The organism is Vibrio coralliilyticus ATCC BAA-450 (assembly GCF_000176135.1).
GTDB lineage: Bacteria > Pseudomonadota > Gammaproteobacteria > Enterobacterales > Vibrionaceae > Vibrio > Vibrio coralliilyticus.
This window is the reverse complement of record NZ_ACZN01000016.1, coordinates 121,011-141,497: the sequence shown is the minus strand read 5'-3', so window position 1 is coordinate 141,497 and position 20,487 is coordinate 121,011. Positions and strand designations below refer to the sequence as shown.

Below are 20,487 nucleotides of genomic sequence, written 5' to 3'. Positions count from 1 at the left end.
GCGAACGACCGTGCTATTTTTAGTTAATTTATTGGCCGAGCCCAGTTTATGTTCAGACTAATGGCTCAGCCAGCTAATGCTTACTTCCAGCTTGTCATCATGCGTTCAACGCCTTGCCAGAAATGTTGGTAACTCTCGTGCTCTCCGTGAATCGAATAGAACAAGTGAGCACTTAAATACAAGCCATACAACTCAAAGGTGGCCTGTTTCGGGTCAAGATCTTGGCGAAACTCACCATTTTCTACCCCTTTTGCGACCTGAATTCTCAAGTACTCGACCCAAGTCGCGATGGTTTTTTTCAAAGCTTGTTGCGTTGGGTTCGCTTCTGGATTGGTCTCTTTCCATGCATCCAAAAACATGCAACTGCCCTGAAATGAATGATTCCAACCAAGCCAATTATCCAGCAGAGTACGAATCTTCTGCTCCTGACGAAGGGCGCTGCTTTGCTCTCTCGCTGGTGCAATCACCCGTTGGGTAAAAATCAGGTTTGCATACTCCAAAACCGCGATCTGTAAGTTATCTTTGGAGTTAAAATGAGCAAACAAACCACTTTTCGACATACCGCATTGCTTGGCCAACTCACCGATCGTAAGGCTTTCCAGCCCGTTCTCGCTCGCCAATTCAAATGCCTTACTCAGGATATTGTCTCGGGTTACTTTACCTTTGCTCATCATACTCTCACTTATTCACTCTTTTTATTTTTAGCACGTTCGTACTTTTTTGCAATCTATAAATGTCTCGATAGTCAGGAATCCAGCCGATAAGTGTAACAATTGTAAGGCCTCGACCCGACTCGCAGAATTGGCTCAATATCCAAGGAAACGCCCGAGTAGTTTGACCTGACACCGCTTATCGGCATCCCAAAACTGTTAGCGTAAGCGCAAATTATTCCTTATCCATATTGCGATGAAAAAAGATAAAATTCACAGTATTGAGCTGGGTCGTGTTATTGCCATTTTTGCGATTCTCGCGATGCACTGTCAGATGTTCCTCACCTATTGGCAATATCAAGGCACGCCTTGGTTTGGCTACATTTTTAACCAGACGACGCGCTTCGCTGTGCCACTGTTTTTCCTCATAGCCGGTTACCTGATTCAACCTAAGCTCAGTGCCGCACCAATAGAAACGCTCAAGCGCTACATAACACCATTATTTAGAATTTTTGTAGTCTGGAGTCTGATATGCCTGCTGATGCCATTCAACTTCGGTGTTTTATTCGAACATGGCTACCTAGCTGAAAGACAAGGCTATTGGCACTTTCTGGCACAAAACCCGATAAACTCGCTGATGGAAGGAGGCTTGGTACACTTGTGGTTCTTGCCTGCCTTAATGCTGGCGGCAACCCTGTGTGCGTTCTTCATTCATAAAGACATGCTCGGCTGGATGCTTCCTGTCGCCGCTTTGCTCTACCTATACGGCACGCTAGCAGGCAGCTACCAACTGGTCACTGAGATGTGGGCGCCCTTTTTTACTCGTAACGGCCCGTTTTTCAGTACATTGCTGTTTACCGCAGGTTTACTCATTCGCCAGCAAAACGTTTCTGTCACTGCCAGACAAGCCTTATTCATAGCACTTTCGGGTATGGCGATTCATTTCGGTGAAGCTTACTGGCTATCAAGTTTAGGCCATACGTTTAACGAGAACGACTACCTGTTCGGCACTCTACTCTGGAGCCTCGGCTGCTTTCTTTGGCTACTCGCCAAACCAGAACTAGGAAAAGGTTGGGCGATAACATCGCTGTCAAAATATGTGCTGGCAATTTACGTATCGCATCTTCCAATGATTATTTTGATGATGAATATCACCGGGATGGCAGGCATGACTGGGGCAAGCAAAGATGCGGCAGTGTTGATCGGGACTGTTTTCTTAACCTTAACTTTCGTCACCACAATGAGCAAAACACCTCTCAGGCGCTGGCTATTCCGCTAACAAAAACGCCTCCATAATGGAGGCGTTTTTGTTTAATCAAGGCTTTCTGGCCAAGTCTCGAGCCAGAATCAAAGTCAGGCCAAAAACTTGCAAAAACAAACCAATATTTTTGTACCAAGCGATTTTCTCATTCAAAGCCGCCATCACTTCGGTAATGGTAAGATTCTTCAGATAATAATCATCAATCTGATTGCGATAACCCTGCTGAGCCTGATTAATCTGCATCATTAATGGACTCAGATTTTCACGACTGATCAGCGGAACACTTCCACCTAACCAAGCACTCAGTTGGCCTTGAAGCGCGGTTTGTAACGCATCATCGATCTTATCGTCACCGACCTGATTCAAGTGCAGCAAAATAGCCTCGCGTTTGCGCTCCAATGTTTCGACACTGCTCCAAGCGAGCTGAATCGAATAGATATTTTCGTCTTTCTGCTCTGCCAGAGTCGCAATCTGAGCACTCAACCTATCCAACACAACACTCGACATGACAATCGCGAGAATATTGAGGACTAGGCCAACCAGTACCAGAGACCAAGCGGGCGGAACTTTGAAAGGCATTACCATAATTTTCCAAAAGGCAGATAAACAAGGTTAAGGACAATAAGCACCGCCATAACCAGAAAGGTCAACTTCATACCGGTAATTCGACCTTTGAGCTTTTCAGCCAATACCGCCTTAGCATGCATGAGTCGGCCAATGACAAATACAATTCCAGCCAGATGAATCATCCAAGGGCTGGCACCGTTAAATTCAACCATTGCCATTAAGAACAAAGTGATCGGAATATAGTCCATCGCATTGCCCTGAGCACTGCGAGCGACCTGAAGGGCATTCACTCCACCATCTGCATAGGCAACTTTGGCACTGCGACGCTGTTTGATTACCTGTATCGACAGCCATATCATCAATGCGGCTAATATCGACGCGTAAAGCGCTGTAATCATAAGTATTTCTCCTTGTTACTCTGATTATTGTAGAGAATAATTTCAGAAGTTATGGAGAAAATCTTTGACGTACAACGACTCCTCAAAAGAAACTCCAAGAAATAAGATACTCTTTCATTGCTTCCGTCAGTGAGTCCGCTTCCAAAGCATGCAAAAACTCTAACTATGTTTCTCTTCAGTGAGTTGACGCTCTTTAACTCTCCCAAATGCATATATATCGTATAGAAAACGATAAAAATCATTACGTCAGTGTACTTGGGAAATCTATGAACCAGCTATTAGAACATCAAAAACCACATCTATCCTCTTGGTGCCGACTTTTCGGCCTTAGTGGTATAGGTATATTTGTCTTTTTTGCACCCATCACCATAGGTGGCTTACAGAGCATTCCGATCGACCACATCGTGAAGATTGCGCAAAACCAACTAGGAGCCAATACCTCATGGTATGCGTTGTTGATGATAACTCTAGGTGCCTTGTACCCACTATTTAACTCGGGTTGGAGAAACAATCGCACCGAGCAAATTTTTCTAATATTAAAGTGGATTGGAGTGATCGCTGGATTTTTAGCAGTCACAAAAATTGGGCCTACACAATTTCAATCTCCAGACATGCTTCCCTTTTTATTTGAGAAGTTAGTTATTCCTGTCAGTCTCATCGTCCCAATTGGGTCTATATTTCTCGCTTTTCTGGTCAATTACGGAATGATGGAATCGATAGGCGCACTAATGCAAAAAGTCATGCAACCAATTTGGAGAACCCCTGGTCGCTCTGCAATTGATGCACTGGCCTCATTTGTTGGTAGCTACTCAATTGGGCTGCTTATAACCAATAGAATGTACGTTTCTGGACATTATTCACTTCGCGAAGCAGCCATTATTGCTACAGGTTTTTCTACTGTTTCAGCCACTTTCATGCTTATTGTCGCAAAAGCCTTAAGTTTGATGGATATGTGGGCTACTTACTTTGCAGTAACTCTAATCATCACATTCTTAGTCACAGCCATAACAGCCAGGCTCCCTCCCCTATCAACGCTAAACAACGAAAAAAGCACCGAGATTCCAACTAATCGAACCCAAGTAACACTTAGATCTGCTTTAGAGGTTGGTTTGAAAGCAGCCGATGAAGCACCCAGCATTCGCGTAAGCATCATGACCAACCTTAAAGATGGCCTAATGATGACGCTTAACATTCTACCTTCAATTATGTCAGTAGGTTTTATTGGATTACTTGGAGCAAAATATACATCGATCTTTGACTGGATAGGATTCACCCTTTATCCGTTTATTTGGGTATGGGGTATCAACAATAGTGCGGAGCTCGCCAGCGCAATTGCAGCGGGGCTGGCAGAAATGTTTTTGCCTGCGTTGATAATGCAAGACACAGACCTAGTTTCTCGGTTTGTTACGGGAGTCGTAAGCGTTTCTTCTATCCTTTTTATGTCCGCATCAATCCCGTGTATTCTATCGACAAAACTCCCTCTAAAAATTAGTCACCTGATTGTAATTTGGTTCTTAAGAACAGCTTTAAGCCTCACACTGGCTATCCCAACAGCATTGATCTTGTTTGGATAATGCGTTGGGCAGACTTAGCATGAAAAATGCCCCGGTTAATTACCCGGGGCATAGCGGCAAACCAATTAACAGCAATCCGTGCCGCAACCTGAGTTGGCAGTGCAATCTTCACCTTTACCTAGGAAAGTCTGATCGGACAGGTAAAAGCCGGTAAATGCTTCTTCAAAGTCTTCTGCGACGGTTTTTTCTACCAAGCCAGACTCCAGAATCTTGTTCTGCCACGCCTGAACTTTTGGTAAACCTTCTAACATGTCAAAGCAGGTACGTGACTTGATAATGTGCGCTCGATGCAACAGCGGCAGCCAAGCCATATCCACATTACTCATCTGCTCGCCTTTAAAGAATGGCCCAGCTAACTGTTTCTCCGCCTTGGCAAACGCTTTTGCCAGCTTCTCGACACGTTCTGTCAAGGTCGCTTCATCCGCGCTGCGCATTGTACTGCACTGAACCAAATAGTGTTTTGACGCTAGATAGCTCCATGCACGATCCAATGCACGCTGCTCGTTTGTTACCCCTTGTTCAAGCGGGCCGAATTCATCTTCGATATACTCAATAATCGCATCCGATTCAAACAGCGCTGTACCGTTTTCCGCTACCATGACCGGAACCTGGCCATTAGGTGAGATATCAAGGAACCATTGCGGCTTGTTTTTCAGATCAATGTACTCAATCTCGTACGGGATCTTTTTCGCTTCCAGCGCAGCAGTCACACGTTGAACAAACGGACAAATTTTGAAGCTAACTACTTTAATCATCTTGTACACTCTCTTGTATCTTAAGAATCGATGCTTTTGCATCACTTACACCCTTAAGACGAGGCCAAGAAAAGGAAGACGATAAAACGGCGAAATTATTTTAGAAAAGTCCAACCAATAGGTTTAGCAACGACCACAACTCTCTGATTTCTCTTCACAATCGATCACATTGCCGTGCTTATCTAAAGAAAGAGAACAGCAGCCTTCGAACAATTTACGCAGCTCTGTACGGCCTTTCTGTACGCGAGATTTCAGCGTGGAGTAGCTCACACCGGCCTTCTCAGCAAGCTGTTTCTGACTTGCACCTTGCAGTTCCACTGCATCCAATAGTTCCGATTGATCGGCAGGTAACGCCTGAATGAAAGGCTTGATGCATTTCATCATGTCCTGATCGATGGACTTTTCTTGCTCTTCAAACCACAAATCATTGGCTTCCAATTCACCGTCACGCTGCTGGCGGGCTCGCTTGCGGTAAAAATCAATGATGGTTCGGTTGGCGAGCTGAAACAGCCAGGATTTGACACTCTCAGTGTCTTTGACTGTGTTCAGGTTCTGATAGGTTTTGATCAGTATCTCTTGCTGAAGATCATCGACATCATCGGGGTTACTGACTTTGGAATGAAGAAAGGACTTAACCGCTTGCTGATACTGAGTCCAGACATCTTCAAGTTTTAAGGTGGGGTTAGCAACGTTCATCAGCACAACACTCATCTTGTAAGAAACCAATCACTCCTTCTAGGCTCTCGTACTCTGCAACACAATAAAGTGTGCGGCCTTCACGACGCTGGCTGATTAAATTTGCCGATGCCAAACTGGAGATATGGTGAGACAACGTCGAGCCGGGAATATTCAGCTGTTCCTGAATCGCGCCAACGGCAATACCCTGAAACCCAGCTTTAACAACACTTTTATAGATGGAAAGACGCGTTGGGTGGCCTAGCTCTTTCAACGCTTTTGCGACAACTTCAAGTTCCATCAGTCACTCCTACATAAAACATTATTTCCAAGATAATCGAAATATATGTGTTTTGCAATGTACTCAACAGAACATCCTAATATGGGCATGCTATTTTTCAGCAGTAACTCATTAATAGTAGCCACCTAATCCTCGATTCCTGTTTTTTCGAAAACAAATCCTGAAATGAATTTCACATTTAGCCAACCCGTTTTTGATATAGTCACAAGATAACGTGCTAATTAAGGGATAAAAAATGAGAGTATCATTGATTGTGACGGCTATTGCTCTGCTAATTGGCGGCTGCTCCAACACATGGCAAGGCGTTAAAGATGATTCATCAAAAGTGTGGGGCGACACAAAACAAGCCATTCACGAAGCCACAGCCGAAGAGTAAAACCACGTCCTTTCTCAAAGCCAGTGCCTCAGAAACACTGGCTGATAGAACCATGGAAATCAACCTGTCTGGGGGATTAAAACCGCTATATCGCTCTGTGCAATCTTAGGCGCTGAGATATGAAGGTACAAAGCCTTAAGCCTAACACTGAGACTGACAATCCAAGTAAAATCAGTGCACCGCCTAGCGTCTCTAAGTCGGTTAACTGCTCATTCAAAAGCAGACTTGAGCCAACAATGCCCACCACAGGTATTAGTAATGCAAAAGGGGTAACAACAGCAGCAGGATAATTTTTGAGTAACCATCCCCACAAAGCGAAAGCAGCCAAAGTTGAGATGTAACTTACATACAGCAAAGACAGCCACGATTTCTCTGTTGTGGCTAATAATATCATCAAAGGCTCATTTGTTTCGAATAGCCAAGAAATCAAGAATAAAGGGATTGGGGGAATCAGGCTAACCCAGACCATGAAATGCAGTAAGTTCACATCACCCATTCGTTTCATGATCAGATTTGAGACTGACCAAAATGCAGCAGCACATAAAATAAGTGTTATACCTAAAGTCGTTGCGTTACCTCCCGCGGTGTAGAAGAAGAGACTGAATCCAATACAAGCTACCGCCATCCCAAATGGTTGATATCGGTTCAATGATTCCTTCCACAGCAATACGCTGAGCAAAATAGTAAACACGACTTGCGCTTGCAGTAATAGTGACGAAAGCCCCGCTGAGACATCTGACTCCATAGCCACAAACAGGAAGCTAAATTTTAGGACACCTAAAAATAACCCTACGCCTATGACATTCCATACTGATGTTTTAGGGAAAGGAACAAAAAACACTGCAGGTATAGCAACAACAAGAAATCTCATTCCAGAGAATAGGATTGGTGGGATTTCTTCAAGACCAAACTTAATAACGGAAAAGTTTAACCCCCATATCAAAACGACTAGAACAACACCTGCTAAGCTTTTGAAATCCATTTCAACCTCTTTAAGTTTTCTTATTATCTTTTTGACAGCCTATAATATACGCCTAACTTATCTTATACCTCACCCTGCATTTGCATTTACTATCAATCAACATTAAACCCAAACCTCTCCTTTTGATGGTATATATGCGAGCACTCACTACCGATTCATTAATTTAACGCTATTTTAAGCTGCTACCAATCTTACCTAAAACATGACGCCACACCAATTGTTTACATATCGAGCGTTACTAAAGATTGACAGATCATTTCCAGGAAAATCACTGTCGGTATGCCACTTCATAATAAAGCTCAGCGTTCAAGTAGCAACGTGACGGAGTTTATTCAATACCCATGAATAGTATTTATGTACCTATTTAGGAATAAACAACACCAATAAAGTGTAGAAATGATCGTATCAGCCGCATTCTTGTGAACTCATCACCAGAACAAGAAGAAACATCGGCTATCCATAAAATGTCACGCTGGTTAGCTATGCACCCCAAGTGGAATATTCCAAAAGAAATAACCACGATCGCCAACAGGAATAATTATTTCTGGATAGTTTATCTTTGATTGAATAAAAATCCTGCTTTTCTAGGCTCTACCTGCCAAATTGTATTTTGACTTTTATCACAATTGCCAGCTGTCTATTCACCTACTATCTCGTCACTCTCATCCAACACATAAACCCTACCAAAGATACAAAGATATCTACGGACAACAGAGAAGGATAAACATCGACATGAGTGGCGGTATCATTAAAGTCTCAAGAAACACCGAACGCGCACCGATCTGCGAGCTATCTTCGCAAACTGTGGCGTTTTCTCACTACAACAATATTTCGGCCCAATTGCCTGTCAGCCCAGAAACAGGAGAGATAATTGTTGGAGATATCAAGCAACAGGCGAAACAATGCCTAGAGAACATCAAAGCGATTGTTGAAAGCATCGATCACACGCTTGAGGACGTCGTAAAGATTAACGTTTTCCTTAAAAATATAAATGACTTAGACGCGGTTGATGAGGTTTATGCTAACTACTTCCAGCAACATCTACCTACACGTACCGCGCTCGCGGTTGAAGCCTTGCCGCTAAGTGATGCGTTAGTTCAAATGGATGCCCTGATCTCAAATGGTGAAGGTACGGCACCACAAGCACCTTGCAACTTGATTAAATTGTCCAGAAATACTGACAAAGCCCCAACAAGTGCGATATCGACACAAACAGTGGCCTTTTCTCACTACAACAATTTGTCGGCACAACTGCCGATAGACCCAGCCACTGGCAGCCTTATTCAAGGCGGAGTGAAAGAGCAGGCTAAGCAATGCTTAACAAACATCAAAGCCGTGATGGAAAGCATTGATGTCCCATACGATGATATCGTTAACGTACGACTCTACCTGACTGATTTGGCAAATCTGGACATCGTCAATGAGGTTTATACAACCTTCTTCCCTGATTCAGCCATCGCCCGCAGCGTCGCTTATGTACCAGCTCGAACCATCGTTTCTGCAAAAGCATTACCAATGAATGCCTTGGTTCAGATGGATGTTGTCGTTTCGCATGGTGACGGCACACCACCACAAGAAGTCGAAGACAGACACGGCATTGTCATTCGGGCCCACAATACTGACGGCGCTCCTTTCAATGCATTACACACTCACACCGTTGCGTTTTCTCACTATAACCACATCGCGGCTCAGTTACCCCTGAACCCCATAACTAATCAGTTGGTGACTGGTGGTGCGAAAGAACAGGCACAGCAATGCTTGAACAACATTAAAGCCATTATTGAAAGCATTGATCATGTGATGGATGACATTGTAAAAGTGAATATTCAACTGCGTAATATTGAAGACCTGTACATCGTAGACGAAATCTACGCAGCGTATTTTGAAGGAGATCTACCAGCAAGAACCGTCGTTGGAGTCTCTGATATTGCCATGAATGCACTGATGCAAATCGACGTCGTTGCTTCAAACGGAGAAGGGACACCTCCTAGAGGGTAGCCAATAATAACGACGCGTTTGAAAAGCCGACTAAACCAGTCGGCTTCTTATTTTAATGCGAAGACGGTACTTAGCGTCCATACTGAAATTGGTTCAAAAACGCACCATAAAGGCGCATTTTTATCTATATCGTCACATTTTTAGTCCACATATACTGATTGAACAATCTGATATGTCAGACCTAGAGGAATGTGATTATGAATATCTTAAAAGTAGTTGAAATCAATCGTAAATCATCTGATGTGTGGAAAATTGTTGCAGATCAGTTCGAACATGCGCACACGTGGATGGGGTTTGTTGTCGACTCCTATGCGCTGAAAGAAGGCAATGTCTTAGATGGCGCACCTGTTGCGGGTCGTGTCTGCGAGTTCACAGACAAGCCAAATGGCCTCAAAGCAAAAGAAAACATCTTGTACTTTTCAGAGCAGGATATGCGCTTTCAGTTTGATGTCGTGCCATTCAATGCTCCGAAAATATTTCCGGTAAAGAAAAACATTGTCACGCTCTCTGTTAAAGAAGTGTCCGCAGAAAAATGTTTGGTTACCTGGGAGTCTAATATTGAACTGTCCACATTTGGCTACCTAGCTTACCCATTTCTAAAATTAGGGCTATCAAAGAACTTTGGGCAAGTGTTAGATGACCTTCGATACCACATGGAAAACCAGAACCCAAGCTATAAATCCGTACATGCGATATAACGCTTAGTTCGTTTATCTAAGACTCAACTGTTCAGCTAATTCAGCCAACAAAAAAGCAGCGCTATACACGCTGCTTTTGGACCTACGCCACGGAATCTATCCCGCTCGACAGCCATTTGGCACTTCAGACTCTGGCATGGCTAGGCACGGAGTTATCTTATCCTCGTAGCCAATATCAAATAGCATACCTTGCGAAAGTTCACCGGCCATTTTTCTTTCAGGAAGGTTAACAACAAACAAAGCTTGTTTGCCTTCAATCTCACGTGGATTTGCTCGCTCCTGCTTGATCCCCGCCAAAATTGAGCGAGTATGATCACCAAAGTCGACTGTCAGTTTCATCAGCTTGTCTGATTTTTCAACTTCACTGACCTGTGTAATTGTACCGACTCGAATATCCAGCTTGGAAAAGTCATCATATGTAATCAAATCTTTGATTGGAGCAGGTTTCATTATTGGTTCCTTTGCATTCGCCTCAACATCACTACTAATACTCGAATTTGTCCTTCAACAAATTGATATTCGTAACAAACACCGCAAATCGTTATGTCCCTGATGCCTCTTTATAAGCTCAACGAATGCACCACTATGCCGTAAGCCGCAATCACCACGATACTTACCATGGTTTCTACCGAAATTCTTGCTGCACTGGTTCCTGTGCCCAGATAGGAGGTTTCCAGCACAATAATGTTAGCAGCAGGTGGAAGCAGACAGATTAAAAACAGCAACGGCAGTTGTTGATGCACAATCTCTGAGTTTGATATTTGGCCGATGCCAAAAACGACAAGAACCACTGTACTCAATATCACAATTCTAAATGCATAAGACTTGGTGTAAGCCAACACATCGCTTTTCTTTAAACTTGTTTCAGAAAGCCAGATACCAAGTATCATCATGCCTAAAAAGCTCATCAGGAACTTGGACACGACATATACATTGTATCCGTACACTTCGATATCGCTCCCAACTGGAATCAACAAACAACCAATAAGTAAAGCAATCACCGGTGGTGAACTCAGAATCTTTAAAATCGAGAATGCTTCTTTTTTTAGATAGTTCGCGCCAATTGAGTTACCCACAATAGAGCTTCCAATATACGCAGCTAACACGAATCTAGCAGCTTCATCTCCCAGCAATGTGTGGGCAATTGGCAAACCCAACCAACCTATATTCAGATAGCAAAAACATAAACTTCGAATTGCATCTTTTCCCATCCAGTGTCGCCAAGCGAATATCGCTAGCATAGACACCATCGTCAATGCGATAACCCATGCCATTTCCTCTAAATGAAGGGAGATGTTCCAGATGATAATTAAAGGTATCACTATCTTAGTGAGTACGAGAGATGAAAACGTTTTGACGTTTAACTGCCTTTTGCCAATCAGAATTCCAACAAGCAAATAGATAAAAGGGAGTAAAGTTGCCATTACTAAACCACCACCTTATGTTCAGTTGCCCATGCTTCAGCTCGCTTCGCCCACTGATGAGCCCATTTTTCTGAACATTGAGCGTTAAACCAAAAGGCATTAGTGGAGAACAAAACGCCCTTGTTTAGCAAATCAATTCCTTGAGTTTTAATACTTCCATATATTCCCACGGCTGATGTCCGCAATTTGATGAAAACGCGGATTTTATAAAATAAATACAAATATGCAACCAATTTAACTTAAAGAGAAAATAGCTTTAAGAAGTTCACTATAATGAAAATACGTGACACCCTTTAAAATGCAGGCATTGAGTAAAAAAGCAGCTCAAAGGAGCCGCAAGCTATATCTAATATTTCAATTTCGGATCAACGGTCAGCACAATTTTTCCAACAGCTTTGTATTGCTCAGAACGTTTATGGGCAAGCTGGATGTCCTCAAGGGGGTAGACACTATCTATCGGGATGATTAACTGGTTCACATTGAACAGGCCGAGTACTTTGTTAAGATCATCAGCGCTGTTTTCGACCCACATTCTTGTGAACGAAATACCATAAATGCCGACTTCGCCTTCTGAAAGCTCATCAAACGTAGAAACAATTCGGCCACCTGATTTAACACAAGAAACCGTGCGATGAAGCAGATAAGCACCTGCTTTTGCGACAAAAGCCAAATCGAACCTCATCGTCGAGTGCCAATCTATCAGGCTTTCATCGTGCACTTCGTCCGCCCCCAATGTTTTTATGTAGTCCAGTTTCGCTTGAGAGGCTGTAGCGACGACGTAAGCCCCAGCGGCTTTGGCTATTTGCACCGCAAATGCCCCAACACCACCAGAAGCATTATGAATAAGAACGGTTTGCCCCTGCTTGATGTGACCATGCGTATGTAATCCTTGCCAAGCAGTAACAGAGGCCAATGGCAAAGCAGCCGCATCAACAAAACTCATTCGCTCTGGTTTTGCTACTACGAGCTCTGCGTTCACCGCGATATATTCAGCGTTGGTGCCCTGCTCTGAAATAGGAGTGAAAGAAAGAACTTTGTCGCCTGGCTTAAACCCACTCACGTCATCACCAATTTGCTCAATAACACCGGAGCAATCCCAGCCTAATACCTGTGGTAACACATGTGTATCGGTATCAGCCATCATGCCATTTCGAATATGAAAATCGACTGGATTCACACCTGATGCCACGATTTTTATCAATACCTGATTGGCTGATGGTTCTGGCTTGTCCAACTGACCAACATTGAGTTGAATGACATCTCCATATTGTTTGATGAATGCTGCTTTCATAACTTTCTTCCTTATCTGTGATGAGAACAGCTTCAGTATTCAACTAATAACCTATTTCTTCTAATTAATAGTTGATATAAACATTATTCCACATAGGAATGAGTTGTATGGCTAAAATTGATTTAAATCTGATAGTTATCTTTGACGCAATCATGCGTGAGCAGTCCATCACCATTGCAGCAGAGCAATTAGCAATGACCCAGCCTTCTGTGTCGAAAGCCGTCTCTCGAATGCGCTACGCGTGGAAAGACCCTCTGTTTATCAAACATGGGAGAGGAGTCACGCCCACTCCTTACGCAAGGCAGCTCTGGCAAGAGGTAGCGGAACCTCTCAATAAGATCAGCCATACCGTTTCTCCACCTAAGTTCGATCCGATGACTTCTTCAACTCAGCTTAGGGTGGCGTTAACCGATGGCATCAGCAGTCTTTTCTGGCCACGATTGCGAGCGATCATCGAGGACAGAGCGCGAGCTATAGATTTATATGCCGTCCCTTTTCAAGGGAATGGACAAAAATTACTGCTGGAAGCTGAGGTGGATCTTGTCTTGGATTACTACCCTACGAATCACGAGCAGATTTCAGTTCAACACCTTTACGATAACCACTTTACCTGTGTCATGCGGCCAGATCATCCACTCGCAGAGCGTGCGCTTTCGTTGGAAGATTTTTGTGGGGCAGACCATTTGCTGGTCTCACTTTCTGGTGATCCAAGTGGTGCTGTAGACTCAACACTGGCTCTCAAAGGACGCCAGCGACGTGTCGCGATGACTGTCAATAGTTTTTCTGGTGCCATGGATTTATTGGAAGAGTCCAATCTGATCAGTGTTCTGCCGTTTACCGTGGCCAGCAAAGCAATAGAGAAAGGGAGACTGATTCAAAAGCCAATGCCCATTTCTGTCCCATCTCCTACCATTTCCGTCGCTTGGCACCGAAGAAATCAGCATAACCGAGCTCTGAAATGGCTGATTAACGAAGTCGAAGCGATCATTTCAACAGAGGCACATGTGTTTGCCAGTAAAGTAACTGGTTAGCGAAAAAATCCCCCTTTTAACTGATTGATATTATTAGATACGCCCTTTATTTCGATTTTTATCGAAATATTTTTCTTGATCATTTGTTTTTTATTTCTATAATTCGAGAAAAATAGAAATGAATTTGAAACGTTCAGATTCATAAAACTCGAATTTGGAGTCACCTTATGAACAATGAATTTATGTCCATGGCCAGTGAAGCACTCGATATGTTTGCCTTTCTCGCGACTGAACTAATCATCCTGTTTCTTGCCATCAGCTATATCGTTGGCGTGTTACAAGAGTTCCTTACACCAGAAAAGATCCAGTCGATCCTGAGCTCGCGTAATGGCAAAGGCTATGTCGTAGCAGCACTACTGGGCGCCATCACGCCTTTCTGTTCTTGCTCAACCATTCCTTTCCTTAAAGGTCTGCTTCGAGCGCGTGCAGGATTCGGCCCTATGATGGTCTTCCTGTTTGGTAGCCCATTGCTTAATCCAGTGATCATTGGCTTGTTTGTCGTAACCTTTGGTTGGAAAGTCGCCCTGTTCTATTTCATGATCGCTATGGTTGTGTCTGTTGTTGCGGGCTACGCATTAGAGAAACTCGGTTTTGAACGTTACGTAAAACCGGAGGCGTATCAGGCGGCAGAAGCCAGCAGTTGTGGAACAAGCTGTGGTGAAAGCAAACCTGCACCGAAGAAAGAGGGCACGTGTGGGACATCGAGCTGTGGTGAACCAGCGCCAGCAATGGCAAAAGAGTCCAGCTGCGGCGCAAGTGCAGAACCATCAGTCGGTGTTGCAAGTTGCTCAGCAGACGGCAGTGCAACCGCGACTTTAGTTGAAGAGCGTAAGCCAAATCGCTGGGTAAAAATCTGGCACTCGACTTGGAAAGACTTTAAGCAAGTATTCCCGTACCTAATGCTGGGCATTGCGATCGGCTCATTTATCTACGGATTTATTCCAACAGACTTGATTGCAGAATACGCAGGCGCGGGTAAGTGGTATGCGATTCCAGTCGCCGCCATCATCGGCATCCCACTGTACATTCGTGCTGAAGCGGTGATTCCTCTAAGTGCGGCACTAGTACAAAAAGGGATGGCGCTGGGTTCTGTGATGGCACTGATCATCGGCAGCGCGGGGGCAAGCTTAACAGAAGTGATTTTGCTTAAATCTATCTTTAAAAATCAGATGATTGCTGCATTCTTGACTGTCATCCTAAGCATGGCGATCGGCGCTGGCTTCCTATACAGCTACCTGTTTGCTTAATGTGACAAAAAGAAATCAAAAAGGGGACACGCCATGCGTATCCCCTTTTTGTTATCGTTCGCCCAGCACTTCGAATTCATCGTAAGTTAAGCGAGCTTTACCATCTTCTTGCAGTGTCCACACTTCTTTATGTACGACACCGAATGCTTTGTTCATCGTCCACTTTGACGACAAGATATAGTTATTGTCATCGACTTTTTCCCATGTCGTATCTGTGTAAGATACATCGCTAAAGCCTTGGTCAATGATGTTTTGCCAAAACGCCTGAATTTGCTCGCGACCTTCAAACGTACCAAATGGCTTGGCGATCATGGTTGTGCCTTCGGCGTATTGCTCTGCACACCCTTTTGCATCCTGACGATTAAATGCTGCTTTCCACGCTTCGATACCTGCCTGACACGCTTCTAATACTGATTGACTCATTGTGTTTCTCCTTCTTGTCTGATGGGGAGAAGTTTAGGCCTAGGATTAGCGTAGAAAAACAGATAAATTAGAAATCACTGTTTGGATAAAGAGAACAATAATGAACAAGCACAAACAAATGATGATCTTCAAAGCGATTGTCGAGGCAGGCTCGATTTCGAAGGCTGCTGAAAAATTGGAGTTGTCAAAATCAGTACTGAGTACTCACCTTAAACAACTAGAGAATGAGCTCGCGACCGATTTGTTAAAGCGCACCACTCGTAAACAGTCACTCACTCCTGCGGGCGAAAGGTTTTATCAACACTGCATCACAATGAACGACGTTATGTCGACAGCCTGGGATGACATTCGCCAATTACAAAAAGAGCCCAGCGGCAAACTGTCTATCACCGCGCCGATTGCGTTAATGGAGAGTATTGTTGTTCCTGCCCTGAGTGATGCTTTTGCTCCTTTTCCCGATGTATCACTGAACTTAGTCGCTGAAGATAAGCAATTGGACTTAATGCAACACGACATTGATTTAGCCATCCGAGTTGGCGAGTCGCCGGACAGTAATGTAAAACAAAAGCGTATTGGTCAATTTTGCGATGTGTTATGCCAGTCAGTTGAAAGTCATCAATCGCCTGAAACCGCTAAGTACATCGCCAACAACTGGCAGCCAAAAACCATCACACACCTTTTTCACGATACCAACAGCGACAATGCAACTGAGCTTACCTACCTCACCCATCATAAAGTCAACACGGTCAGTCAGGTGGCTAGCCTTATTCGGCAAGATATGGGGATTGGTTTACTTCCAGACTTTATGCTCAGCCAATATCCAGACTTGCGACCCTGTTTTAAACAAAAACAGCTGATACACAATAATGTCTATGCGCTTCATCCTTACTCCAAGTCTCCTCCAACTTCGGTGATCAGAGCCATAGATGCGATCGAGAAAAGACTGAAATCCGTGACGGAATTTTGAACAGCTGTTTAACCTGGATCAAGCTTCACGATTATTTCACCAATTGTTCAAAAACTGTGTCCTACAATTGTAAAACGCGTCAGCAAACTAGATAAGGAGGACAGCATGATTTCAACATTTAGGGATTACGAATTACAAGACAAAAACCATTTCCATGCTCATATAGAGGTCAACCCGACGGGGTTGTTAGATGTTGATATTATTGAAAAAAATGAGCATCATCAAACGGAGCTGTGTGACATCAGTTTCGAAAAGTTGGATGGTAAAACACGCATTAAAGGAAAAGAAGCACAACACCAGTGGCAGATGGATCTGGATGATAGAGATGCGACTGAGTTGCACCATCTAATATCTGAAGCTAATGAAGAATATGAGATTTTAATGCGTGATTTGTAAAGCTTGTTAGTCAGGAAAAGTGCTATTTGCTGGCGCACTTTTCCTGATACATCCGTTTGTCAGCTTCTTCAAGTAAAGAATCAATCGACATATCCGAAGACGGCTTAGCGACGACAATACCGACACTAAATTTAATCTCGTAACCTCTGTTTTCCTCATCATTAAATCGCTCAACCGATTTTCTAAACCGTTTCACCGCAATTTCAGCCACTTTTTCGGTTAGGCCAGACATGAAGACCACAAACTCGTCGCCACCAATACGGGCAAAAACATCCGAGTCGCTGAATGAACTCGCCATTAAATCAGCGAACTTCTGCAGTGCTTCATCGCCTGCTTTATGGCCTAACTTATCATTAATTGCTTTAAAGTCATTCAAGTCAAAATATGCCAGCGCGACACAAAAACCGCCCATTCGGCAATAGTCCATTGACTTCTCACTGAGTTCGAAGAAGCCACGACGGTTGGAAATTTGCGTCAGAGGATCGAGCGTTGCTTGAATGGTTGCTTCCAGCTCTTGTTCGGCCACCTTTGCCAAATCAACTAAGTCTGCCATTTGCTGCATGGTCAACTCACGCGGTTTCGTATCAATGATACATAACGTGCCGAGCTTACTCTGGTTGTGATAGACCAGAGGGACGCCTGCATAAAACCGAATAAAAGGCTCGCCCATAACAAGCGGGTTATCAAGAAAACGCGGATCTTTGGTGGCATCATTAATAATGAAAGGGCCGTCATCATTAATGACATGTCCGCAAAACGAGACATTCCTTGCGGTTTCACGAACAGGGAGGCCAATACATGACTTAAACCACTGACGATGGTTATCTACTAAACTCACTACCGCAATCGGCACATCAAACAAATGCTTCGCAATACGGGTGACACGATCAAAACGTTCTTCAGGTTCGGTATCGAGAATATCAAGAGAATGAAGGTCTTTGATTCGTTGTGCTTCGTTATCAGGAAAGTCAGGCTCTTTCATCAGTACTGCTCTTTAGAAATGATTAACTATGAGCTTAGCACTCAACGCTCAGCTTGCTGAGTTTGAACGCTATTGATGAATACTTGAGTAAAAAACTGTGATATTTAGCTGAATATCAAGGTAGCGGCGCAATGAGTCACGCCGCCAAATCCATGTTTAGGATAAGGTTAATAGTGGTTCAAACTTAAACATATCATCAAAGCGACAAAATTCTACAGCGCCATGTTTCAGTCGACCAAAGGACTGAGAAAAGCGCTCTGAGATACGTTCAGCAACTTGCTGCAACTCGACCTTTTCACTCTCTTCAAGCTCCATAATGCGATAGCTGAGCGTGATGTGGAAATGATAATCGTCAAACTCAGGCATGTTGATGCCCGTTGATGCTCTTAGTTGTTCACGGCAATTTTTCAGGGCCAGATCTGATTCGTCCGTCGCCGGTTTAATTCGAATTGACGTGCCACCAACCGGGCAGTTATAGACATAATCAAACATCATTTCAAAACCTGAGTGGGCCCCGATCTGGCTCACTGCGCTAGCAAAAAAATCCGTAGTTTGAGCTAAAGGCGCGTCAAGGGGCAATTTGCTGGTCCACTTCTCTGGCTGCCTGACCTGATCACATACACCTTCAAACACCGTCATATGCATTGAAGAAATCGGCAAAAACGAAAACTTAGCAGCACATTGCATCGCTTTAAGCTGGCTTTGTGCCCACTCAAGTTCAGCAATTAAATCAATAGATTGATCAATATGACAGATGAAAGTGTTGCCGGGGAAGTGTCGGACTGTACCGTCTTGATTAAATTTGACCCCAACCGCTGGTGCATAGTTCATGAGTAGCTCTCCGCATAATTTTCGATATATACTACCCCCAATAAGTTAAGTTAGTTAAGTTAATTTATTCAAAAAAGTAAAATTGTGAGCTTTACAGGGAATTGGTTCCCTTTATTGGCGACAAACCATTACCCAGATAAGCCCACCAACCTGTCAGACAGGCAGGAAAGCTAATCAATAATGCACTGATATATAAGGGTAATGAATGGAAAAGCTAACATGCTTTAAAGCCTATGATATTCGAGGCAAACTCGAACAAGAGCTCAACTACGATGTGGTGTATCGTATCGGTCGGGCATTTGGTCAATATCTGAGTGCCAAGAAAGTCGTGGTTGGCGGTGACGCGAGAGCCACCTCTGAACCACTTAAACTGGCACTGTCCGATGGCTTGATTGATGCCGGTGTCGATGTCATCGATCTTGGCCTGACGGGCACCGAAGAGATCTACTACGCCGCACAAGTCATGGATGTAGACGGTGGCATTGAAATTACCGCCAGTCATAACCCTATAGATTACAACGGCTTAAAGTTAGTTCGGGAAAATGCCAAACCCATCAGTGGCGATACTGGCTTAAAAGACATTCAGGTATTGGCAGAACTGGCTGAATTTATTGAACCAGTTCAAAAAGGCCGCTACCAGCAAGCCTCTCACCTCAACGAGTACACCGAACACCTGCTCAGCTATATCGACAAAGACCATATCAAGCCACTGAAGCTGGTCGTGAATTCAGGTAATGGCGCCGCTGGACACGTGATCGATGCTTTGGAAGAGCGCTTTCAGCAACTGCAGATACCAATTGAGCTCATTAAAATTCACCACGAGCCGGACAGCAATTTCCCCAATGGCATTCCGAACCCTCTGCTCCCTGAAAACCGCCACGCTACATCATCCGCAGTGCTAGAGCACAGAGCCGATATGGGCATCGCTTGGGATGGTGATTTTGACCGCTGCTTCTTGTTTGATGAGCAAGGCCAGTTTATCGAAGGCTACTATATTGTTGGCCTACTGGCAGATGCATTTCTTGCCAAGCACCCCGGTGCAAAGGTGATCCATGACCCTCGCTTAACATGGAATAGCATCGATATAATCGAGCGAAGCGGTGGTGAAGCGGTCATGTCCAAAACAGGCCACGCCTTTATCAAAGAAAGAATGCGCAGTGAAGACGCGGTCTATGGCGGAGAAATGAGCGCGCATCATTACTTTCGTGATTTCGGATACTGTGATAGCGGCATGATTCCATGGCTACTGGTCAGCGAACTTATCTGTCGCAAGGGCCAACCTCTGTCGAACTTGGTAGCTGAGCGCATCGCAGCCTTCCCATCTTCTGGTGAAATCAATTCAACATTGGATAACCCAAATCAAGCTATTCAACGTATCAAGGCCATATTTGAGCAAGACGCACTCACCGTTGATTACACCGATGGTGTCAGCATGGAGTTTACCAACTGGCGCTTTAATCTACGTAGTTCCAACACGGAGCCAGTCGTGCGCCTCAACGTTGAATCCAGAGCAGACGTGGAACTGATGAAAGTAAAGACCGAACAAATTTTAATCCTATTACAGTCAAAGTAATCTCTCACCATAGAGCTGTCGAATAGACAGCTCTATTCTTTCATGCAATTAAATTAACACCTTTAATCAATATCGCCATTTTCCCCT

General features: G+C 44.0%; 23 protein-coding genes. 10 read left to right on the top strand and 13 right to left on the bottom strand.

What is annotated here, in order from left to right; genetic code table 11:
* Positions 1-80 precede the first annotated feature (80 nt).
* Positions 81-671, bottom strand: a complete 591-nt coding sequence (locus tag VIC_RS11865) for a TetR/AcrR family transcriptional regulator (RefSeq protein ID WP_021458559.1) — start codon at positions 669-671, stop codon at positions 81-83.
* A gap of 235 nt (positions 672-906) precedes the next feature.
* On the opposite strand from VIC_RS11865, the gene VIC_RS11860 reads away from it, so the two are divergent.
* A complete protein-coding gene (locus tag VIC_RS11860; RefSeq protein ID WP_006960066.1) occupies positions 907-1,929 on the top strand; it encodes an acyltransferase in 1,023 nt (340 codons plus the stop codon).
* A gap of 36 nt (positions 1,930-1,965) precedes the next feature.
* Here VIC_RS11860 and VIC_RS11855 read toward each other — a convergent pair whose 3' ends face one another.
* Positions 1,966-2,490 (bottom strand): hypothetical protein, encoded by a 525-nt coding sequence (locus VIC_RS11855; protein WP_006960064.1) that lies wholly within the window; start codon positions 2,488-2,490, stop codon positions 1,966-1,968.
* Positions 2,490-2,876 carry an MAPEG family protein gene (locus tag VIC_RS11850; protein WP_006960062.1) on the bottom strand — a complete coding sequence of 129 codons (387 nt, stop codon included), beginning with the start codon at positions 2,874-2,876 and terminating at the stop codon, positions 2,490-2,492. The genes VIC_RS11855 and VIC_RS11850 overlap by 1 nt, the downstream gene beginning before the upstream one ends.
* Before the next feature lie 266 nt (positions 2,877-3,142).
* Here VIC_RS11850 and VIC_RS11845 point away from each other — a divergent pair, with 266 nt between their 5' ends.
* Positions 3,143-4,450, top strand: coding sequence for a YjiH family protein (locus VIC_RS11845; RefSeq protein WP_006960060.1), 1,308 nt, complete (start codon positions 3,143-3,145; stop codon positions 4,448-4,450).
* A gap of 65 nt (positions 4,451-4,515) precedes the next feature.
* On the opposite strand, the gene VIC_RS11840 is transcribed toward VIC_RS11845, so the two are convergent.
* The 3 genes from VIC_RS11840 to VIC_RS11830 form a co-directional block, all read right to left on the bottom strand.
* Complete coding sequence (locus VIC_RS11840) at positions 4,516-5,205, bottom strand: glutathione S-transferase family protein (RefSeq protein ID WP_006960057.1); 690 nt, start codon at positions 5,203-5,205, stop codon at positions 4,516-4,518.
* Between the two features lie 123 nt (positions 5,206-5,328).
* A complete protein-coding gene (sigZ, locus tag VIC_RS11835; RefSeq protein ID WP_006960055.1) occupies positions 5,329-5,901 on the bottom strand; it encodes an RNA polymerase sigma factor SigZ in 573 nt (190 codons plus the stop codon).
* Positions 5,888-6,181, bottom strand: coding sequence for an ArsR/SmtB family transcription factor (locus VIC_RS11830; protein WP_006960053.1), 294 nt, complete (start codon positions 6,179-6,181; stop codon positions 5,888-5,890). The genes sigZ and VIC_RS11830 overlap by 14 nt, the downstream gene beginning before the upstream one ends.
* A gap of 235 nt (positions 6,182-6,416) precedes the next feature.
* On the opposite strand from VIC_RS11830, the gene VIC_RS11825 reads away from it, so the two are divergent.
* A complete protein-coding gene (locus VIC_RS11825) occupies positions 6,417-6,557 on the top strand; it encodes a hypothetical protein (protein WP_006960052.1) in 141 nt (46 codons plus the stop codon).
* Between the two features lie 85 nt (positions 6,558-6,642).
* On the opposite strand, the gene VIC_RS11820 is transcribed toward VIC_RS11825, so the two are convergent.
* Positions 6,643-7,539 (bottom strand): EamA family transporter, encoded by an 897-nt coding sequence (locus tag VIC_RS11820; protein WP_006960050.1) that lies wholly within the window; start codon positions 7,537-7,539, stop codon positions 6,643-6,645.
* 732 nt (positions 7,540-8,271) lie between these two features.
* On the opposite strand from VIC_RS11820, the gene VIC_RS11815 reads away from it, so the two are divergent.
* Positions 8,272-9,537, top strand: coding sequence for a RidA family protein (locus VIC_RS11815; protein WP_006960047.1), 1,266 nt, complete (start codon positions 8,272-8,274; stop codon positions 9,535-9,537).
* A 197-nt stretch (positions 9,538-9,734) separates the two neighbouring features.
* Positions 9,735-10,235: an SRPBCC family protein gene (locus VIC_RS11810; protein ID WP_006960045.1), complete on the top strand. Its 501-nt coding sequence runs from the start codon at positions 9,735-9,737 to the stop codon at positions 10,233-10,235.
* 96 nt (positions 10,236-10,331) lie between these two features.
* Here the strand turns inward: VIC_RS11810 and VIC_RS11805 are convergent, their stop codons facing one another.
* The 3 genes from VIC_RS11805 to VIC_RS11795 all read right to left on the bottom strand — a co-directional run bounded on the left by VIC_RS11805 (position 10,332) and on the right by VIC_RS11795 (position 12,950).
* A complete protein-coding gene (locus tag VIC_RS11805; RefSeq protein WP_006960042.1) occupies positions 10,332-10,685 on the bottom strand; it encodes a tRNA-binding protein in 354 nt (117 codons plus the stop codon).
* A gap of 110 nt (positions 10,686-10,795) precedes the next feature.
* Positions 10,796-11,659, bottom strand: a complete 864-nt coding sequence (locus VIC_RS11800) for an AEC family transporter (protein WP_006960039.1) — start codon at positions 11,657-11,659, stop codon at positions 10,796-10,798.
* A 346-nt stretch (positions 11,660-12,005) separates the two neighbouring features.
* Positions 12,006-12,950 (bottom strand): NADP-dependent oxidoreductase, encoded by a 945-nt coding sequence (locus VIC_RS11795; protein ID WP_006960037.1) that lies wholly within the window; start codon positions 12,948-12,950, stop codon positions 12,006-12,008.
* Between the two features lie 107 nt (positions 12,951-13,057).
* Here VIC_RS11795 and VIC_RS11790 point away from each other — a divergent pair, with 107 nt between their 5' ends.
* Both VIC_RS11790 and VIC_RS11785 read left to right on the top strand, forming a co-directional pair.
* A complete protein-coding gene (locus tag VIC_RS11790; protein ID WP_006960036.1) occupies positions 13,058-13,981 on the top strand; it encodes a LysR family transcriptional regulator in 924 nt (307 codons plus the stop codon).
* Positions 13,982-14,148: 167 nt separating this feature from the next.
* The gene (locus VIC_RS11785; RefSeq protein ID WP_006960035.1) at positions 14,149-15,228 is read left to right on the top strand and encodes a permease; all 1,080 of its coding nucleotides are present in this window, start codon (positions 14,149-14,151) and stop codon (positions 15,226-15,228) included.
* A 51-nt stretch (positions 15,229-15,279) separates the two neighbouring features.
* Here VIC_RS11785 and VIC_RS11780 read toward each other — a convergent pair whose 3' ends face one another.
* Positions 15,280-15,651 (bottom strand): YybH family protein, encoded by a 372-nt coding sequence (locus VIC_RS11780; RefSeq protein ID WP_006960034.1) that lies wholly within the window; start codon positions 15,649-15,651, stop codon positions 15,280-15,282.
* A gap of 100 nt (positions 15,652-15,751) precedes the next feature.
* On the opposite strand from VIC_RS11780, the gene VIC_RS11775 reads away from it, so the two are divergent.
* Both VIC_RS11775 and VIC_RS11770 read left to right on the top strand, forming a co-directional pair.
* A complete protein-coding gene (locus VIC_RS11775) occupies positions 15,752-16,618 on the top strand; it encodes a LysR family transcriptional regulator (protein ID WP_006960033.1) in 867 nt (288 codons plus the stop codon).
* A gap of 105 nt (positions 16,619-16,723) precedes the next feature.
* Positions 16,724-17,014, top strand: coding sequence for a hypothetical protein (locus VIC_RS11770; RefSeq protein WP_006960032.1), 291 nt, complete (start codon positions 16,724-16,726; stop codon positions 17,012-17,014).
* 22 nt (positions 17,015-17,036) lie between these two features.
* On the opposite strand, the gene VIC_RS11765 is transcribed toward VIC_RS11770, so the two are convergent.
* Together VIC_RS11765 and VIC_RS11760 are read right to left on the bottom strand one after the other, a co-directional pair.
* Entirely contained in the window at positions 17,037-17,996 is a 960-nt protein-coding gene (locus tag VIC_RS11765) for a sensor domain-containing diguanylate cyclase (protein ID WP_006960031.1), read from the bottom strand.
* 156 nt (positions 17,997-18,152) lie between these two features.
* Complete coding sequence (locus tag VIC_RS11760; protein ID WP_006960030.1) at positions 18,153-18,827, bottom strand: DUF1868 domain-containing protein; 675 nt, start codon at positions 18,825-18,827, stop codon at positions 18,153-18,155.
* 205 nt (positions 18,828-19,032) lie between these two features.
* On the opposite strand from VIC_RS11760, the gene VIC_RS11755 reads away from it, so the two are divergent.
* Positions 19,033-20,400, top strand: coding sequence for a phosphohexomutase domain-containing protein (locus VIC_RS11755; RefSeq protein ID WP_006960029.1), 1,368 nt, complete (start codon positions 19,033-19,035; stop codon positions 20,398-20,400).
* Positions 20,401-20,487: the final 87 nt, after the last annotated feature.

What these genes read in the sequence shown, in the direction of transcription:
- VIC_RS11820 (WP_006960050.1), bottom strand. Translation starts at nt 7,539, where the DNA reads ATGGATTTCAAAAGCTTAGCAGGTGTTGTTCTAGTCGTTTTGATATGG.
- sigZ (WP_006960055.1), bottom strand. Translation starts at nt 5,901, where the DNA reads ATGAACGTTGCTAACCCCACCTTAAAACTTGAAGATGTCTGGACTCAG.
- VIC_RS11785 (WP_006960035.1), top strand. Translation starts at nt 14,149, where the DNA reads ATGAACAATGAATTTATGTCCATGGCCAGTGAAGCACTCGATATGTTT.
- VIC_RS11850 (WP_006960062.1), bottom strand. Translation starts at nt 2,876, where the DNA reads ATGATTACAGCGCTTTACGCGTCGATATTAGCCGCATTGATGATATGG.
- VIC_RS11855 (WP_006960064.1), bottom strand. Translation starts at nt 2,490, where the DNA reads ATGCCTTTCAAAGTTCCGCCCGCTTGGTCTCTGGTACTGGTTGGCCTA.
- VIC_RS11815 (WP_006960047.1), top strand. Translation starts at nt 8,272, where the DNA reads ATGAGTGGCGGTATCATTAAAGTCTCAAGAAACACCGAACGCGCACCG.
- VIC_RS11790 (WP_006960036.1), top strand. Translation starts at nt 13,058, where the DNA reads ATGGCTAAAATTGATTTAAATCTGATAGTTATCTTTGACGCAATCATG.
- VIC_RS11865 (WP_021458559.1), bottom strand. Translation starts at nt 671, where the DNA reads ATGAGCAAAGGTAAAGTAACCCGAGACAATATCCTGAGTAAGGCATTT.
- VIC_RS11860 (WP_006960066.1), top strand. Translation starts at nt 907, where the DNA reads ATGAAAAAAGATAAAATTCACAGTATTGAGCTGGGTCGTGTTATTGCC.
- VIC_RS11765 (WP_006960031.1), bottom strand. Translation starts at nt 17,996, where the DNA reads ATGAAAGAGCCTGACTTTCCTGATAACGAAGCACAACGAATCAAAGAC.
- VIC_RS11795 (WP_006960037.1), bottom strand. Translation starts at nt 12,950, where the DNA reads ATGAAAGCAGCATTCATCAAACAATATGGAGATGTCATTCAACTCAAT.
- VIC_RS11760 (WP_006960030.1), bottom strand. Translation starts at nt 18,827, where the DNA reads ATGAACTATGCACCAGCGGTTGGGGTCAAATTTAATCAAGACGGTACA.
- VIC_RS11845 (WP_006960060.1), top strand. Translation starts at nt 3,143, where the DNA reads ATGAACCAGCTATTAGAACATCAAAAACCACATCTATCCTCTTGGTGC.
- VIC_RS11780 (WP_006960034.1), bottom strand. Translation starts at nt 15,651, where the DNA reads ATGAGTCAATCAGTATTAGAAGCGTGTCAGGCAGGTATCGAAGCGTGG.
- VIC_RS11770 (WP_006960032.1), top strand. Translation starts at nt 16,724, where the DNA reads ATGATTTCAACATTTAGGGATTACGAATTACAAGACAAAAACCATTTC.
- VIC_RS11840 (WP_006960057.1), bottom strand. Translation starts at nt 5,205, where the DNA reads ATGATTAAAGTAGTTAGCTTCAAAATTTGTCCGTTTGTTCAACGTGTG.
- VIC_RS11825 (WP_006960052.1), top strand. Translation starts at nt 6,417, where the DNA reads ATGAGAGTATCATTGATTGTGACGGCTATTGCTCTGCTAATTGGCGGC.
- VIC_RS11810 (WP_006960045.1), top strand. Translation starts at nt 9,735, where the DNA reads ATGAATATCTTAAAAGTAGTTGAAATCAATCGTAAATCATCTGATGTG.
- VIC_RS11755 (WP_006960029.1), top strand. Translation starts at nt 19,033, where the DNA reads ATGGAAAAGCTAACATGCTTTAAAGCCTATGATATTCGAGGCAAACTC.
- VIC_RS11805 (WP_006960042.1), bottom strand. Translation starts at nt 10,685, where the DNA reads ATGAAACCTGCTCCAATCAAAGATTTGATTACATATGATGACTTTTCC.
- VIC_RS11800 (WP_006960039.1), bottom strand. Translation starts at nt 11,659, where the DNA reads ATGGCAACTTTACTCCCTTTTATCTATTTGCTTGTTGGAATTCTGATT.
- VIC_RS11775 (WP_006960033.1), top strand. Translation starts at nt 15,752, where the DNA reads ATGAACAAGCACAAACAAATGATGATCTTCAAAGCGATTGTCGAGGCA.
- VIC_RS11830 (WP_006960053.1), bottom strand. Translation starts at nt 6,181, where the DNA reads ATGGAACTTGAAGTTGTCGCAAAAGCGTTGAAAGAGCTAGGCCACCCA.